Origin of the sequence: Agrilactobacillus fermenti (assembly GCF_021030645.1) — a bacterium.
GTDB classification, from domain to species: Bacteria; Bacillota; Bacilli; order Lactobacillales; family Lactobacillaceae; genus Agrilactobacillus; species Agrilactobacillus fermenti.
Genome location: NZ_JACGCJ010000009.1, coordinates 15,945 through 30,184 on the forward strand (window position 1 = coordinate 15,945; position 14,240 = coordinate 30,184).

The window sequence follows — 14,240 nt, forward strand, 5'->3', positions numbered from 1 at the left end:
AATTTTGGTTTAAACGTGTGTCAAAAGGCAACATCTTTTGATTCACGCTCCAATAACAAACAACAAAATAGGCTTTCAAAAAAATGCTTTAACTATAAATATATATGTTGACACATAATACTATGCATAATACTATGCATAATACAGTATGGTCATAAGGGGTGGTTTTATGATTGAACTACACCATATTTCATTAAATTATGGTCAACAACAGGTACTGTCAGACTTAAATCTTGCAATTCCCAATGATGGAAAAACTATTGGTATTATTGGGCCAAACGGTGCTGGGAAAACTACACTCATCAATAATATTTTAAAACGCATCAATACTTTTAAGGGCCAGAGACAAGTTCCTGACGCCATTGCGTATTTACCTGATCAACCTTTCTTGCCCGGTCACATTCGCTTAAAAGCAGCCATTGATCTCTTCATAGCTGCCTATCCTGACTTTAATTATCAATTAGCGCTTTCACTTCTAAAGACCCAACACTTAAATTTACAGCAACGGATCCATACACTTTCCCGAGGCATGCAGCAACAAGCTGAGTTAGCCCTCACTTTGGCACGTCAGGTCCCTTATTATCTTTTCGATGAACCTCTGGGTGCCATTGATCCACGTCATCGTCAAAATACCTATCAAATGATTCAAACTGCTAGACGATCCCACAGTACGGTTTTAATTGTGACACACCTTTTAAAAGATCTGGCCCCACTCTTTGATGAGATTTGGCTATTGACAAATGGCCGTGTCGCACAACAAATTAGCCGCACACAACTACAACAGAACTTTAACGGAGATATCGAACAATATTATCAGGAGATGACAACGCATGCATAAATGGCTTTTATTTCGTTTCAAAAAATTATTAGGCCTCTTTTCGTTCCCACTGATAGTCGAATTTGCAATCATTATCTATCAACAGATCGCTACACATAAATTGAATAACGGGCTGGCTTTAGCACATAGTTTATTTTTCATAGCTACAAATGTTGTTTTATTTATTGCAATCATTGCGCAGATGATTCGTGATGGTTATTTAGGAACCGACGCCATGCAGCTGTTGCTCAAACAAAATCAACTATGGACAACTTTACTGGCTGGTGGCATGAGTATGCTGCTTTTGATTTTTATGATATCGTAGCGAATTTTGCATTATCAGGTACACCTCTAAAATGGCAATTTCCAAACCTATATTGGTGGCAAAAACCCCTAAGTCTACTAACAACACTAATTTTGGTTATAGCTTTAATTACAATATCTAAAAATATTCGGCAAACAGCCCTAGGCATTAGCATCATCACTGGCGGCTTAATCGCTATGGCTAGCTTTGGATTCATTATTTTAAATCAATGGACTACCGTTCCAATTTTCTCCGGCAACTATTTCATGATTGGCGTTGGCGCTCAACCACAATCTCTAACCTATATCACAGCCGTTCCGCTTTTATTTCTGAATCAAGCTGCTGTCACAACCAATCAAATAGTTGGTGCAAAAATTAATTTCATCATTTTAACAGTTGCACTAGTTGTCCTGGCAGTGCGTCTCACCTTGCACCGATTAAATTATGTTCGATTGGTCGATTAAGTTGTCAAAAGTAATTGTCAGCAGCACAATGCTTGTGTTTGAATCATTCGTAGTCAAAAAACATTTGTTTATCAGAAACGTGCCTTATTGTTTTGTGATGAACTAATTTTCATAAAACTGTCATATCTCGCTTTCATTTGCTGTATCAGCGTTTTTCACCAGCATTAAAATAAAAAATGAAAAAAGTTGTGTAAAAGCTGACGATATAGTGAAATTTGTGTTATACTACCGTTGTTAAATTTGTTTTCCAGAAAGGATGAATCATTTTGGCATCTACAACACAAAAAGACCATCAAAAAGTTATTCTTGTCGGCGATGGTGCTGTTGGTTCCAGTTACGCCTACGCTTTAGTATTACAAGGTATTGCTCAAGAAATCGGTATCGTTGATATCTTTAAGGATAAGACTAAAGGTGATGCAATTGACTTATCAAATGCTTTGCCATTTACACAACCTAAGGAAATCTACTCCGCTGAATATTCAGATGCAAAAGATGCAGACGTTGTTGTTATTACTGCCGGTGCCCCACAAAAACCTGGCGAAACTCGTCTAGACTTAGTTAACAAAAACCTTAAGATTTTGAAATCTATCGTTGATCCGATCGTTGAATCTGGTTTCGATGGTATCTTCTTAGTTGCTGCTAACCCAGTTGATATCTTAACTTATGCGACTTGGAAATTATCTGGTTTCCCTAAGAACCGTGTCGTTGGTTCAGGTACTTCATTGGATACAGCACGTTTCCGTCAATCTATCGCTGAATTAGTTGACGTTGATGCTCGTTCCGTCCATGCTTACATCATGGGTGAACATGGCGATACAGAATTCCCTGTATGGTCTCACGCTAACGTTGCCGGCATTAAGATTTCTGAATATGTCAAAAAACATCCTGAAATCGACGAAAGCAAATTAGTCGATATGTTCGAAAATGTTCGTGATGCTGCCTATAAAATCATTGATCTTAAAGGTGCAACATTCTATGGTATTGCAACAGCATTAGCTCGGATCACCCGTGCTATCTTAGATGACGAAAATGCTGTCTTACCACTTTCTGTTTACATGGATGGTCAATATGGCTTGAACGATATTTATATCGGTTCTCCAGCTGTGATCAACCGTAATGGTATCTCTGAAATTCTTGAAATTCCATTAAGTGACCATGAACAAGAAAGTATGAAGTCTTCTGCAAACCAATTGAAGAAAGTTTTAGATGACGCTTTTGAAAAAGGCGAAATTGAAACTCGTCAATAAGATTTACAGTTCTCAAAAAGTCGGGACATTTTGTTCCGGCTTTTTTATTGCATTTTTCAGAAAATCTAGGTATGATCATGAAAACAATTGTCTAATTTAAACCTTAGGGAAACGTTTAAATTAGGTATCTGCGATTGTTTTAAACAAGGAACTGGGTATAATGAAACTAAGTTATTACTTTAAAATTAAGGGGTTGACACCTGTTGCATCTTAAGAAAGTTGTACCATTGGGGATCATCTTTGCTGTCATTGGCATCGCGCTTTTTTATGTTTTAATGAGTGTGCGTTATCAAAATGTTTTCTTACCACACACTGTTTATTCGGGCGTAAATATCGCGGGTAAAACACCAGAACAAGCGAATCAAAAACTGAAGGCACATATTAAAAAACAGCACTATCAATTGGTCGAGGGTAAAAAGGATATTTTACAATTTACCGGTAAAGATCTGAATATTGACCATGATTACGCCAAACAACTAACTGCCATTAAAAACCAGCAAAATCCATGGAGCTGGTCTCTCAAAGTTTTTGCGGCACCAAGTGAGACCGGTGTGAAAGCTGAGAACTTAGCACTCAATCAGCAAAAAGTAGACCAACTCTACCAGCAAGTTGTTAAGGCAACCGCCACTGACCGAGTTCAAACGAAAGATGCGACTTTGAGCAAGGATAACGGTAGTTTTACGATCAAAAAAGAAGTTTACGGCAATAATATCGACGAACAACAACTAAAAAAACAAATTGTCGCTGCCGTGGATCAAGGGCAAACGAAAATTAACATCAAAAAGGCTTATGTACAACCCAATGTCACCAGTGATGATAAGCAGTTGCAAAGTGACAAACAAAAGTTAAATGCCATTTTAAACGAAAATATCACTTATAAGATTGCGGGTAATGACGCCAAAATTCCTAAAACTGAAATTGACAACTGGTTAAATTACACTGATGGTAAAATTGCCTTAGATCAAACAAGCATGGCGCGTTATATTGCTAGTCTTTCAGCTAAATATGGCACTATCAATAAAACACGTGATTTTAAGACCGAACAAGGTCAGACAGTTCAAGTACCTGCCGGGACCTATGGTTGGTCCATCAAGAGTATTAGTGAAGCTAAAGCTTTGGCCACAGAGATGCTCAAAGGTGAAGATTTCACACGCAAACCTTTGATTCAAGGTGTTGGCTATAATGAAAATGGTGATGATATTGGCAATACTTATGTTGAAGTCAGCAAATCGGCACAACATATGTGGGTGCACAAGGACGGTAAAGTCATTATCAGCACTGATGTCGTTACTGGCAAACCCGGACAAGACACACCATCTGGTACTTTTGTGGTCTGGAATAAAGTCCGCAATACACAGCTTAAAGGTAAGAACGATGATGGTTCTGATTACAGTTCACCTGTAAGTTACTGGATGCCAGTCGATTATACTGGTGTTGGTTTACATGACTCCCCTTGGCAGCCAACTTATGGTGGTGATTGGTACAAAGCCCATGGTTCTCATGGCTGTGTCAACACACCACCAAGTGTTATGGCCCAAGTATTTGCTGACGTCCCATTAAACACACCCGTCATTATTTACTAAACTTATCTCAAAAATAGAGGTCGAAAACAAGGTATTCGTTTTCGACCTCTATTTTTATTAGGCTGCTCAATTTAACCCATCCTTCAAAGAACGATTCTCATTCAGAATTTGGTTTGCAATTTTCTGCGAAAATATTTAACATTATGGTTGTATTATAATTTTATGATAAGAGGCGGGTTTTTTTATGAGTAAAGTTGCTGTTATTGTTACTGACTTTGTCGAAGATGTTGAATATACATCCCCTGTTGAGGCACTTAAGCAAGCTGGTAATGATGTCACGGTAATCGAATTTGAAGCAGGCAAAACTGTCAAAGGCAAACACGGTGTCAATATCAAAATTGATAAAACAATTGACGAAGTAAAGCCCGACGATTTTGATGCACTTTTGATTCCTGGTGGCTTCTCCCCCGATCAGCTTCGTGCCGATGAAAGAATGGTCGACTTTGTTAAGGCATTCTTGCTAGCAAGCAAACCAACCTTTGCAATTTGTCATGGCCCACAATTATTTATTCAAACTGGTCTGACCAAGGGGCGTAAAATGACAGCCTATGTCACTGTCCGTCCTGATCTTTATTATGCTGGTGCTGAAGTTGAGGACCAACCCGTTGTCATTGACAACAACTTAGTTACAAGTCGAACCCCTGACGACCTTGACCAATTTAATCATGCGATTGTTGATGCTTTAAAGTAATGAATAGGGCCCTCACCCATACTTCTTGAATCATTTAATTCGATACTTTTACGTAATTTGATACTTATTTGCTCTCACCTTGTTGCAGTTAATTTAGTTATAGTTGCTTCATTAGATTAATTTTTGGTGATCATTAGTAACCCATCCCCTAGGGGTAAAATGCTACTACTTAAAGTATCGTCCTCAAAGACGCGCGTGAATAGACGATTCAAGTTTCGATGGATACTGCGATTTTTGTGCTTGATCTCAGAATCTGGCTTCAACACCGTTCCCCCTTGCATGACATCATCAATCAATAAAACGCCATGCGTATTGAGCAATCGTAGGCAATCAGGTAAAAATGAGATATATTTAGCTTTAGCACTATCCAAAAAGATCCAATCATAAGTTGCCGTAAGTTTGGGTAGAAGGTCAGCTGCGTCTCCCGCCAGTAATTGGACCCGCTCTTCTAATGCAAATTTTTTAAAAGTTTGTCTTGCCTGCGTAAGCATAACATCAAAGCGATCAATTGTGGTGATTTTAGTTGTCTCCGGGGTATTCAACGCCATCAGCGTTGTCGAGAACCCTACTGCCGTCCCAACCTCCAAAATACGCTTAGGCCGCATAATTTTTAGCAACACCTTGAAGAAATTAACCGTTTCTGGAGGAATCACGGGCACGCCAGCCTCACGAACTTGTTTTTCAAAGTTACCCAATGGGCCCTTTAAAGGTTGTTGTTGCTCACGTAGAAATGTCAAAACTGCCTTATCAATAATTGGTCGATGCATCATTTCGTTTAACATTGTATAAACTCCTTAAGTATATTATTAGAAAACACTGACTAAATTTAATAAATGTGTTATGATTGTTCAAGCAATTATTCATTGAAACAAAGTTTAGAAAGTAGGGAGAACAGCGATGTTAATCAAGCCTTTAGTTCGTAAAAAAGAAGAATTAACAACTGTTGAAGAAACGGTCACATTAGAAGATGCTTTGAAAGTTCTTGAAGATTCCGGCTTTCGTTGTGTGCCAATTTTAGACGAATCCGGTAAACTTTTCCGAGGTAATATTTACAAGATGCACATCTATCGTCATAAGTCACGTGGCGGCGATATGAGTCTGCCAGTTACTTACCTTTTGAAAAATGCCACCAAAACCATCAACATTCAATCCCCATTCTTTAGAGTTTTCTTTGACATCAAAGACTTGCCATATATCAGCGTCTTAGACGAGAATAATAACTTCTATGGCATTTTAACACATAATCAATTATTGGGGGCATTATCAGAGGCCTGGAATATTGATATCAGTAGCTTTGTATTGACTGTTACTTCTTCTGGTGCTCAAGGAGAATTAGCAACTATGTCTAAGATTATTGCTAAATACGCTTCTATTTCTGGGTGTATGACATTAGACGCCAAAGAAGAGAATTTTGTACGGCGGACTTTATTCACACTGCCGGCTAATATCGAGATGAGCACTGTGGATACAATTGTGGATAAGCTTGAGAAAAAAGGATTTCCTGTTGTAGAAATTGATGATCTGCAAAATGATAAAATCATCCGTGATAATGATATTTTTACTCGGTAGATAGATTTGTTTGACCAAATAAATATGCTAACAGAGTGTGACAAAAGACACTCAGCACCTGAGTACTAACAAGAATTGTAAGAAAATGCTGTACTTTCCATTTGAACTATTTGTTGTTAGATAAGGGTGTTGCCCCTTGGAGCATATTTAAAAAATAGGATGGTTCATAACTAAACAGAGAGCGAAAACAAAATATTAATTTTGTTTTCGCTCTCTGTTTAGTTATAAATAGTTCAATTTTTAAGTATTTACTTTATTTCATCTGATTATGTAATCGATCAGCCCTTTGAAAGGCTTCTTCTAATCCACAACTTACGATTAAAGCATGATCGACCAGTTTCATTTTTGTGCCTGATAGTTGCGTCACTTTATCTTTTAGGCGCTGTTTATCAATTGTTCTGATTTGCTCTAAAAGCACAACAGAGTCACGTTCAACACCATCTTCTTTAGCCGTAATACCGACATGTGTTGGCATCTTTGGCTTTTGAATCTTGGCAGTGACGGCAGCAACAATGACTGTAGGACTGAAATGATTGCCAACATTATTCTGTATCACCAAGACAGGGCGTAAGCCACCTTGCTCCGAACCAACCACTGGTGAGAGATCTGCGTAGAAAATATCTCCACGCCTGACGACAAGATCCATCGGCTCTCCCCCCTCTCTTGATTTATTGAATATGTGAGTAAGCTTCACTCTCCGAAACAGAAAAAGCTTCACAAATTTCAGAGTTAATGCTTGCCATGGCTTGATAGCCATCAATCAATTCGTGCAACTCTTCTTGGCGTTGCGATAGAAACTCGCTGATGGCTGCGTGAATGACTTCTTGCTCATCCACCGCATAAGCACTGCAATATGTCTCGACTTCCTGGCTAAGTTGTGCTTCAACTTGCACGGAAAACTTCTTTTGCTCCATGACAAAAACCTCCACATTTGCTGATGTTCTGCCATTACATCATAACACTGATTATGTCATTTGAGGAGGCCTAAATTTAATTTCAATTAATATACTTACGTGGTAAGCGATTTGTCAGGATACAAGCGAGCTCATAGTGGATCGTATCAGAATATGCTGCCACTTCTTGCAGCGTGATCTCAGCACCCTGATCTTCACCAATTAGGGTTACTTTAGTCCCAACATCATATGGCTTGGGCAAACGAATCATAAACTGGTCCATACAAATGCGGCCGACAATTTCACACGGATGTCCATCGACTAAAACATGAAAACCTTGCAGCCGTCGCAACCAGCCATCAGCATAGCCCATCGGTACAGTACCAATATATTCATCTGCCTTGGCAGTATATGTTGCGCCGTAACTGACAGAATCACCGGCATGAATTTGTTTACAAAAAACAATCTCTGAAGTCAGTGATAGTGCTGGCTGTAGTGGGTATGGCAGCTCAGAAATTGCAGTGCCTGATGGATTCAAACCATAAATTGCCACACCAAAGCGTACCATATTCCCATTACAGGCATCATGCCATAAACTGGTCGCTGAATTGGAAACATGCACATAGCGTGGCCGTTGATCTAACTGAGCGACATAAGCATTGAACTTTTTGACTTGCTGCTGAAAATAAGTCGTATCCTGCTCATCAGCAGTGGCAAAATGGGTAAATATACCTTCAAAGATAAAGTATTCAGGATTTTGTTTTATAAAAGCTACCGCCGCAAGAAAATCGACAACTTGTGTGAAACCAATGCGCCCCATACCACTATCAATGCCTAAATGCACGGCTAGAGGCTCAATATGGGATTGTTTGGTCATGGCATTTTTAGCAGCAACCAGCCAATCTTTGGACCCTACTGTAAGCGAAATATGCTGGCTGGCAGCAATTTCTGCTAACTCAGGTCTAGTAATACCCAAGACCAAAATTGGTGCTGTAAAGTGGGCCTCTCGCAATCCTAAGGCTTCATCCAGTATAGCCACACAAAAGCCAGTCGCACCGGCCGCCTGTGCCGCCTGAGCAACCGGAACCATGCCATGACCATAGCCATCAGCTTTAACCACCGCAAACAACTCTGTGCCCTGCTTCAGACGTTTGACTTCTTCACGAACGTTGTACTTGATTGCTTGTCGATCGATGACAACCTGCGCATTACGTAAATTCCCGACTACCATTTTTATTCATTGACCTCCTGAGGTGTTTCCAAAATAACTTCCGTCATAACCAAAGTCGACGTATGTGAAATCGAAACAAATGCCCTCCCTTGATAAGGATGATGCGTAATCATTGGCCGTCCCGTATCAGGATCATTCAAAACCTCTACATCATGTAATGAAACTTTACCGATGCCACTACCAAAGGCCTTAGAATAAGCTTCCTTGACAGAAAATCGCCCTGCCAAAAATTCATAACGCCGATGACTATCTTCTGGGAACGACTGAAACACGTGCAATTCGTCATCCGTTAAAATTTTTGCAGCAAATTGGCTGTTTTTCTCCTGAGCCATTTTGATACGTTCAATCTCAGCTAAATCAATACCAATACCATAAATCATTACGCCAACTCCGTTTTCAGATTATGTTTCATTATAGAACATTCTCCACAAAATAAAAAACCAATTCAAAAAATGAGCTGACTTAGTCATCACAATATGACTAAATCAGCTCACTTTTTAATTTAAGGTTAAACTAGGCGTTTGTATTAGTCCGAATCGTAAAGTTTCGACTAGAACGTTTGCCACTCTTGTTGTTATTTGATTTACCGTGGTTATTAGACTTATGCCCACCACTATAATTTTTGTTGCCATTATTAAAACGGCGTTTATCACGCCCACCATTGTTATGACGGCCACGAGCAGAAGAAGACCGACGATGACTAGATTTACGTGATGGTAAAGGTCGTTCTGGGGTAATCTTAACAGGAACACTCGTTGAATCCTTGCTGACCGTCTTCAAGTAAGCGGAAACTAACTGAATTGGCGTATATTCTTCAAGGAGATGTTCTGCACCAGCTTCATATTTTTCAAGGTCTTCACTAGTTAATACTTCAGTGATTTCGTCAACGGCATTTTTCAGCTGACCCTTGAATGCTTGTTTGTCAGTTGGTGGCATTAACGGTTTCATCCGTTTTTTAGTTAATTCTTCGATTGTCCGTAAGTAACCCATTTCATTTGCGGTAACAAATGTAACAGACATCCCAGATTTACCGGCACGGCCCGTTCTACCAATACGATGTACGTAGCTATCAGGATCTTGAGGAATATCATAGTTGTATACATGGGTAACCCCAGAGATGTCTAGCCCACGTGCGGCCACATCAGTAGCGACCAAAACATCCAAGTCGCCCTTTTTAAATTGACGTAAGACACTCATCCGTTTTTGCTGAGTTAAGTCACCATGGATTCCTTCGGCACGATAACCACGTGCCTGAAGGCCCTTAGCTAATTCATCAACACGTCGCTTAGTACGGCCAAAGACCAAAGCTAGCTCTGGATTTTGAACATCGAATAGACGCGTCATCACATCAAATTTTTCAAAATCTTTTGCCCGCACATAATATTGATCGATCAAATCAGAAGTTAATTCCTTAGATTCGATCTTGACAATTTCAGGATTATGCATAAATTTCTCACTAATGCGCATAATTGGTGCTGGCATGGTAGCTGAGAATAGTAAAGTTTGATGTTCATTAGGCACATGGGTCAAGATTTTTTCAATATCTTCAATGAAGCCCATATCCAACATTTCATCAGCTTCATCAAGCACTAATGTCCGAATATGTTCAATTTTTAGGATTTTACGATTGATTAAATCTAATAAACGACCTGGCGTTCCGACAATAATTTCCGGATTATTATTTTTAATACTCCGCATTTGCCGACGGATATCTGCGCCACCGTAAACAACTTGAATACGGGCATGTTTATCCTGACCAAGACGATAAAGTTCTTCTTGGGTTTGGATTGCTAACTCACGCGTTGGTGAAATAACTAACGCCTGAATATTTTTGCTATCCATATCAAGATCATTCAAAATAGGTAAGCCAAAAGCTGCAGTTTTACCTGTACCTGTCTGTGCTTGACCAATGACATCTTTACCAGCCAAGACTAGTGGGATCGTACTGGCTTGAATCGGTGTTGCTTCTTCAAATCCTGCTGAGCTAATTGCTTCTAGTAACTTAGGATCGAGATTTAATTCCTCGAATTTCAAATAGTGTTCCTCCTTGATTTTGCCAAAACATCATCGCAAAACAACGAACACTTGAAATGGGAGGTCGTAGTTTTGCACTTTAATGTTTTATTCATAAAAACGTAACTAAATAATAATAACAAATTCCCTCACTATTAGCAAATTTAATTACTTGCTTGTAATTCAGCCACAACATCTTCCAAATGCAGCCCATGACTTGCCTTTAACAACACCATGTCATCCGGTTGAATCGCATCCTTTAAATCAACGGTCAATAAAGCCTTGTCTGCCAAACTATAATAGTGTAACTGATGCTCAGAATAACGATCTTGCAAGGCGTGATAAAGTGCCTGCATATCTTTACCAATCAAAAAGACGGTTTGAATTTGTTGGGGTTGAATGCTCTCCGCAAGGCTAGCATGTAATTCAGCACTTTGGGCGCCTAACTCTAACATGTCTCCTAAAACGATGATTCGATGGCCGTTGGTTTGGATTGCTGTGAAGTTTTTTAGAACTTCTTTGACCGCCGTAGGATTGGAATTATAAACATCACTAAGTAAGTCAGCACCGTTGGCAGCCTTGACCCATTCTGTCCGTTCTGCAGTTAACTTGAATTCAGCCAGCGCTCCTGCCATTTGTTTGCTGGGTACATGAATCAAGTCACCTACAGCGATTGCTGCTAAAGCATTCATCACATTATAAGCGCCCATTAATGGTACCGAGAATTGCACCTCTGGCCAAGGACTCGCAACAAAAGTTGTTTGTTTTTTCTCAGCCACAACAGCTTGAGCAGAAATATCATCAATCTCATGCTGGCCAAAAGTACGTGTCTGAACCTCTTCAGGAACCCGTTCTCGCAGCAGTGGTTCATCACCGTCAAAAACCAAAGTCCCATCAGCCTTTAAACCATCGATAATTTCCATTTTAGCATCAGCAATTTTAGCTCGTGTGCCAAAAAATTCAATGTGTGCCTCACCAATCATCGTAATCACGGCAATATCCGGCTCTGCTAGTAAGCTCATCTTATGGAGTTGTCCTGGCCGATCCATGCCCATCTCTAACACTAGATTTTCGGTGTTGGTGTCCATACTTAAAATTGTATAAGGTACACCGATCTCATTATTATAATTAGCGCGCGTTTTACAAGTATTGCTCTGCGTTGCCAAAACTGCTGCTATCATATCTTTGGTCGTTGTTTTACCATTACTGCCTGTAATCGCAATGACCCGAGGGTTCACCTTATGTAAATAATATTTAGCTAGCTGTTCAAAGGCGGCTTGCGTGTCCGCAACTTCAATCAATGGAAAATCTACTGGTGCATGCGCATGGCCTTTCTGCCAAAAACTACCAACAGCACCATTTTGAATAGCTGACTCAATAAAATCATGACCATCACGCTGCGCAACTAATGGTACAAATAGACCACCCGGCTGAAGCTGCCGAGAATCAAAAGTCACACTTGTTACAATATTATTTTGCCATTGTGAATAGTCAGCTTCAGCGCCAACTGCCTTAGCAACTTCCTCTAAGGTCATTTTCATCGTTAAAAACTCCTTAATCTACCTACCAATTAAAAATTGGCTTCCATTTGTTTGCGTTGTTGATAGCGCTCAATGCCTAAATTGATCAATTCATCGATCAAATCAGGATATTGCAGCCCCATCTCTTGCCACAAATATGGATACATTGAGTATTGTGTGAATCCAGGCATTGTTTGGACCTCATTCAAGTAAATGTCATCACTTTTGCTAAGAAAGAAATCTACCCGCGCAAGGCCTGAAGCACCTAACGCAATATAAGCTGTTTTTGCATATGCCTGTAACTTAGTTTTAATTGTGTCGCTAACTGGTGCTGGAATCAATAATTTGGTCGTGCCGTCAACAAACTTGGCCGTATAATCATAAAACGTCCGAGCTTTGCCGATTTCTCCAGGAACGGAAACATTAATATCAGCATTACCTAAAATTGCTAACTCGATCTCCCGGGTTTCAGGTACACCTTGTTCCACAATGACACGATCATCATAACGAAAAGCGAAATCAATGGCGTCTTGTAATTTATCAAGGTCATCGATCATCGAAATACCAATACTTGAACCAGCATTGGCTGGCTTCACAAATAACGGCAATAACAATGATCCTCGAACACGATCTAAAATCTGTTGTGCATCCTGACGCCAATCTTGCAATAAAATAGCTTCAAATGGTACTTGGGGAATACCAGCCTCTTGAAAAACCAATTTACTGATAATTTTGTCCATCCCTGTTGCTGAAGCCATAACGCCATCACCAACATAAGGCACATCTAAAACGTCTAACAAACCTTGAATCGTGCCATCTTCGCCATTAGTGCCATGCAACATAGGAAAAACAACACTGTCCTGATGTTCGAAATCATAAGGGGTAATGCTGCGCCCAAAAGAAGACTGGTCCGGCGCATTAAACACTGCTTCGGTGCCAACTGTTAAACGAAGCTGCTGCGCATCCGTTAAAGGTGCGGTTAATTCTGAACCGGCAATAAATTGGCCCTGCTTCGTGATATAAACAGGAACAACTGTATGTCGCTTATAAGACACCCCTTGGATCAAGGAAAAAGCACTTAATATTGAAATATCATGTTCGGCACTGCGCCCACCATATAGTAAATAGATTTTCATATATATACTCCTCTTTAAGCCTGCAACTTAACTGCCCACTGTTGGACTTCCCGATTATACTCAAGCGTACCCAGTTTTTCAGCAGAAGTCATTGACCAAGCAATATCATTCGGCACAAAACGATGCTTTAATTGAAAAAGTGGCACGATCAATTGATCATCTTGCCGAAAAGCAGCCGTAAAATCAAACAAGACCCCATCAACTAACAATTCATGAATCGCGTTTAAAGTTTGATTATCTAAATTAACGTAATGAATCACGTGACGCTTAAATAAAAAATTAGCTTGAAAATTATGCGCTTCAAAATAACGCGTAATCGTGTTGGACAGGACCCGATGAAAGTCTTCTAGATGGCGATAGTAAACCTTGGTCATTTCATTTGGTAATTCCAAATAAACATATTGATTCGCCAATTTATAATAAAATGGCGAAGATAAATGCGTATAGGCATGTCCCAAATACAGTAATTCCGATACCTCAAAAGGCGTGATCTCGTCCAGATATAACGTATGTTTATAATCGATCCATTTCTTCCGCGAAATTTTAGGGTTTAATAAGTAACGTAAAATATCTTCTCTGCCAGAAATTACATTAAAACCCGTGTGGGGATCGATCATTTCATTTTCGTCTACATCAGACAACAGCAGCAAATGTTCGGGCACTTGCTTGAAAGCATCAACAAAGTCGTTCATACTAATGCCATATGATAAAATCATATTTGTAACCGTTTCTAAATGTATGTATAAATAACTCTCAGACATTTCTTTACTCC

General features: G+C 39.6%; 16 protein-coding genes. 7 read left to right on the plus strand and 9 right to left on the minus strand.

Annotated elements, in window-relative coordinates:
* Positions 1-169 precede the first annotated feature (169 nt).
* The 6 genes from FHQ08_RS04360 (at position 170) to FHQ08_RS04385 (ending at position 5,106) form a co-directional block, all read left to right on the plus strand.
* Positions 170-838 carry an ATP-binding cassette domain-containing protein gene (locus FHQ08_RS04360; RefSeq protein WP_230913175.1) on the plus strand — a complete coding sequence of 223 codons (669 nt, stop codon included), beginning with the start codon at positions 170-172 and terminating at the stop codon, positions 836-838.
* The gene (locus FHQ08_RS04365; protein ID WP_230913176.1) at positions 831-1,142 is read left to right on the plus strand and encodes a hypothetical protein; all 312 of its coding nucleotides are present in this window, start codon (positions 831-833) and stop codon (positions 1,140-1,142) included. The genes FHQ08_RS04360 and FHQ08_RS04365 overlap by 8 nt, the downstream gene beginning before the upstream one ends.
* Positions 1,082-1,585 carry a hypothetical protein gene (locus FHQ08_RS04370; RefSeq protein WP_230913177.1) on the plus strand — a complete coding sequence of 168 codons (504 nt, stop codon included), beginning with the start codon at positions 1,082-1,084 and terminating at the stop codon, positions 1,583-1,585. Before FHQ08_RS04365 ends, FHQ08_RS04370 begins: the two co-directional genes overlap by 61 nt.
* 266 nt (positions 1,586-1,851) lie before the next feature.
* Entirely contained in the window at positions 1,852-2,832 is a 981-nt protein-coding gene (locus FHQ08_RS04375; protein WP_269073867.1) for an L-lactate dehydrogenase, read from the plus strand.
* Between the two features lie 203 nt (positions 2,833-3,035).
* Entirely contained in the window at positions 3,036-4,415 is a 1,380-nt protein-coding gene (locus FHQ08_RS04380) for a L,D-transpeptidase family protein (RefSeq protein ID WP_230913178.1), read from the plus strand.
* 184 nt (positions 4,416-4,599) lie between these two features.
* Positions 4,600-5,106, plus strand: a complete 507-nt coding sequence (locus FHQ08_RS04385) for a type 1 glutamine amidotransferase domain-containing protein (RefSeq protein ID WP_230913179.1) — start codon at positions 4,600-4,602, stop codon at positions 5,104-5,106.
* 116 nt (positions 5,107-5,222) lie between these two features.
* Here FHQ08_RS04385 and FHQ08_RS04390 read toward each other — a convergent pair whose 3' ends face one another.
* Positions 5,223-5,888 (minus strand): O-methyltransferase, encoded by a 666-nt coding sequence (locus FHQ08_RS04390; protein ID WP_230913180.1) that lies wholly within the window; start codon positions 5,886-5,888, stop codon positions 5,223-5,225.
* A 115-nt stretch (positions 5,889-6,003) separates the two neighbouring features.
* Between FHQ08_RS04390 and cbpA the strand changes: the two genes are divergently transcribed.
* Complete coding sequence (cbpA, locus tag FHQ08_RS04395; RefSeq protein WP_230913181.1) at positions 6,004-6,675, plus strand: cyclic di-AMP binding protein CbpA; 672 nt, start codon at positions 6,004-6,006, stop codon at positions 6,673-6,675.
* Positions 6,676-6,928: 253 nt separating this feature from the next.
* Here the strand turns inward: cbpA and FHQ08_RS04400 are convergent, their stop codons facing one another.
* From FHQ08_RS04400 to FHQ08_RS04435, 8 genes are all read right to left on the minus strand, one after another.
* Entirely contained in the window at positions 6,929-7,321 is a 393-nt protein-coding gene (locus FHQ08_RS04400; protein WP_230913182.1) for a type II toxin-antitoxin system PemK/MazF family toxin, read from the minus strand.
* A gap of 22 nt (positions 7,322-7,343) precedes the next feature.
* A complete protein-coding gene (locus FHQ08_RS04405) occupies positions 7,344-7,589 on the minus strand; it encodes a hypothetical protein (protein WP_230913183.1) in 246 nt (81 codons plus the stop codon).
* Between the two features lie 82 nt (positions 7,590-7,671).
* Positions 7,672-8,799 carry an alanine racemase gene (gene alr, locus FHQ08_RS04410; protein ID WP_230913184.1) on the minus strand — a complete coding sequence of 376 codons (1,128 nt, stop codon included), beginning with the start codon at positions 8,797-8,799 and terminating at the stop codon, positions 7,672-7,674.
* 2 nt (positions 8,800-8,801) lie between these two features.
* Positions 8,802-9,179 (minus strand): holo-ACP synthase, encoded by a 378-nt coding sequence (gene acpS, locus FHQ08_RS04415; RefSeq protein WP_230913185.1) that lies wholly within the window; start codon positions 9,177-9,179, stop codon positions 8,802-8,804.
* A 133-nt stretch (positions 9,180-9,312) separates the two neighbouring features.
* Positions 9,313-10,833, minus strand: coding sequence for a DEAD/DEAH box helicase (locus FHQ08_RS04420; protein WP_230913186.1), 1,521 nt, complete (start codon positions 10,831-10,833; stop codon positions 9,313-9,315).
* Positions 10,834-10,976: 143 nt separating this feature from the next.
* Positions 10,977-12,353, minus strand: a complete 1,377-nt coding sequence (locus tag FHQ08_RS04425) for a UDP-N-acetylmuramoyl-tripeptide--D-alanyl-D-alanine ligase (RefSeq protein WP_230913187.1) — start codon at positions 12,351-12,353, stop codon at positions 10,977-10,979.
* A 29-nt stretch (positions 12,354-12,382) separates the two neighbouring features.
* Positions 12,383-13,468 carry a D-alanine--D-alanine ligase family protein gene (locus FHQ08_RS04430; protein WP_230913188.1) on the minus strand — a complete coding sequence of 362 codons (1,086 nt, stop codon included), beginning with the start codon at positions 13,466-13,468 and terminating at the stop codon, positions 12,383-12,385.
* 14 nt (positions 13,469-13,482) lie between these two features.
* A complete protein-coding gene (locus FHQ08_RS04435; protein ID WP_230913189.1) occupies positions 13,483-14,229 on the minus strand; it encodes a hypothetical protein in 747 nt (248 codons plus the stop codon).
* Between the last annotated feature and the right edge of the window lie 11 nt (positions 14,230-14,240).

Excerpts from the sequence above, each read along its gene's own strand:
- FHQ08_RS04435 (WP_230913189.1), bottom strand. The coding sequence starts at position 14,229 with ATGTCTGAGAGTTATTTATACATACATTTAGAAACGGTTACAAATATG.
- FHQ08_RS04370 (WP_230913177.1), top strand. The coding sequence starts at position 1,082 with ATGGACAACTTTACTGGCTGGTGGCATGAGTATGCTGCTTTTGATTTT.
- cbpA (WP_230913181.1), top strand. The coding sequence starts at position 6,004 with ATGTTAATCAAGCCTTTAGTTCGTAAAAAAGAAGAATTAACAACTGTT.
- FHQ08_RS04390 (WP_230913180.1), bottom strand. The coding sequence starts at position 5,888 with ATGTTAAACGAAATGATGCATCGACCAATTATTGATAAGGCAGTTTTG.
- FHQ08_RS04405 (WP_230913183.1), bottom strand. The coding sequence starts at position 7,589 with ATGGAGCAAAAGAAGTTTTCCGTGCAAGTTGAAGCACAACTTAGCCAG.
- FHQ08_RS04430 (WP_230913188.1), bottom strand. The coding sequence starts at position 13,468 with ATGAAAATCTATTTACTATATGGTGGGCGCAGTGCCGAACATGATATT.
- FHQ08_RS04365 (WP_230913176.1), top strand. The coding sequence starts at position 831 with ATGCATAAATGGCTTTTATTTCGTTTCAAAAAATTATTAGGCCTCTTT.
- acpS (WP_230913185.1), bottom strand. The coding sequence starts at position 9,179 with ATGATTTATGGTATTGGTATTGATTTAGCTGAGATTGAACGTATCAAA.
- FHQ08_RS04360 (WP_230913175.1), top strand. The coding sequence starts at position 170 with ATGATTGAACTACACCATATTTCATTAAATTATGGTCAACAACAGGTA.
- alr (WP_230913184.1), bottom strand. The coding sequence starts at position 8,799 with ATGGTAGTCGGGAATTTACGTAATGCGCAGGTTGTCATCGATCGACAA.
- FHQ08_RS04385 (WP_230913179.1), top strand. The coding sequence starts at position 4,600 with ATGAGTAAAGTTGCTGTTATTGTTACTGACTTTGTCGAAGATGTTGAA.
- FHQ08_RS04400 (WP_230913182.1), bottom strand. The coding sequence starts at position 7,321 with ATGGATCTTGTCGTCAGGCGTGGAGATATTTTCTACGCAGATCTCTCA.
- FHQ08_RS04425 (WP_230913187.1), bottom strand. The coding sequence starts at position 12,353 with ATGAAAATGACCTTAGAGGAAGTTGCTAAGGCAGTTGGCGCTGAAGCT.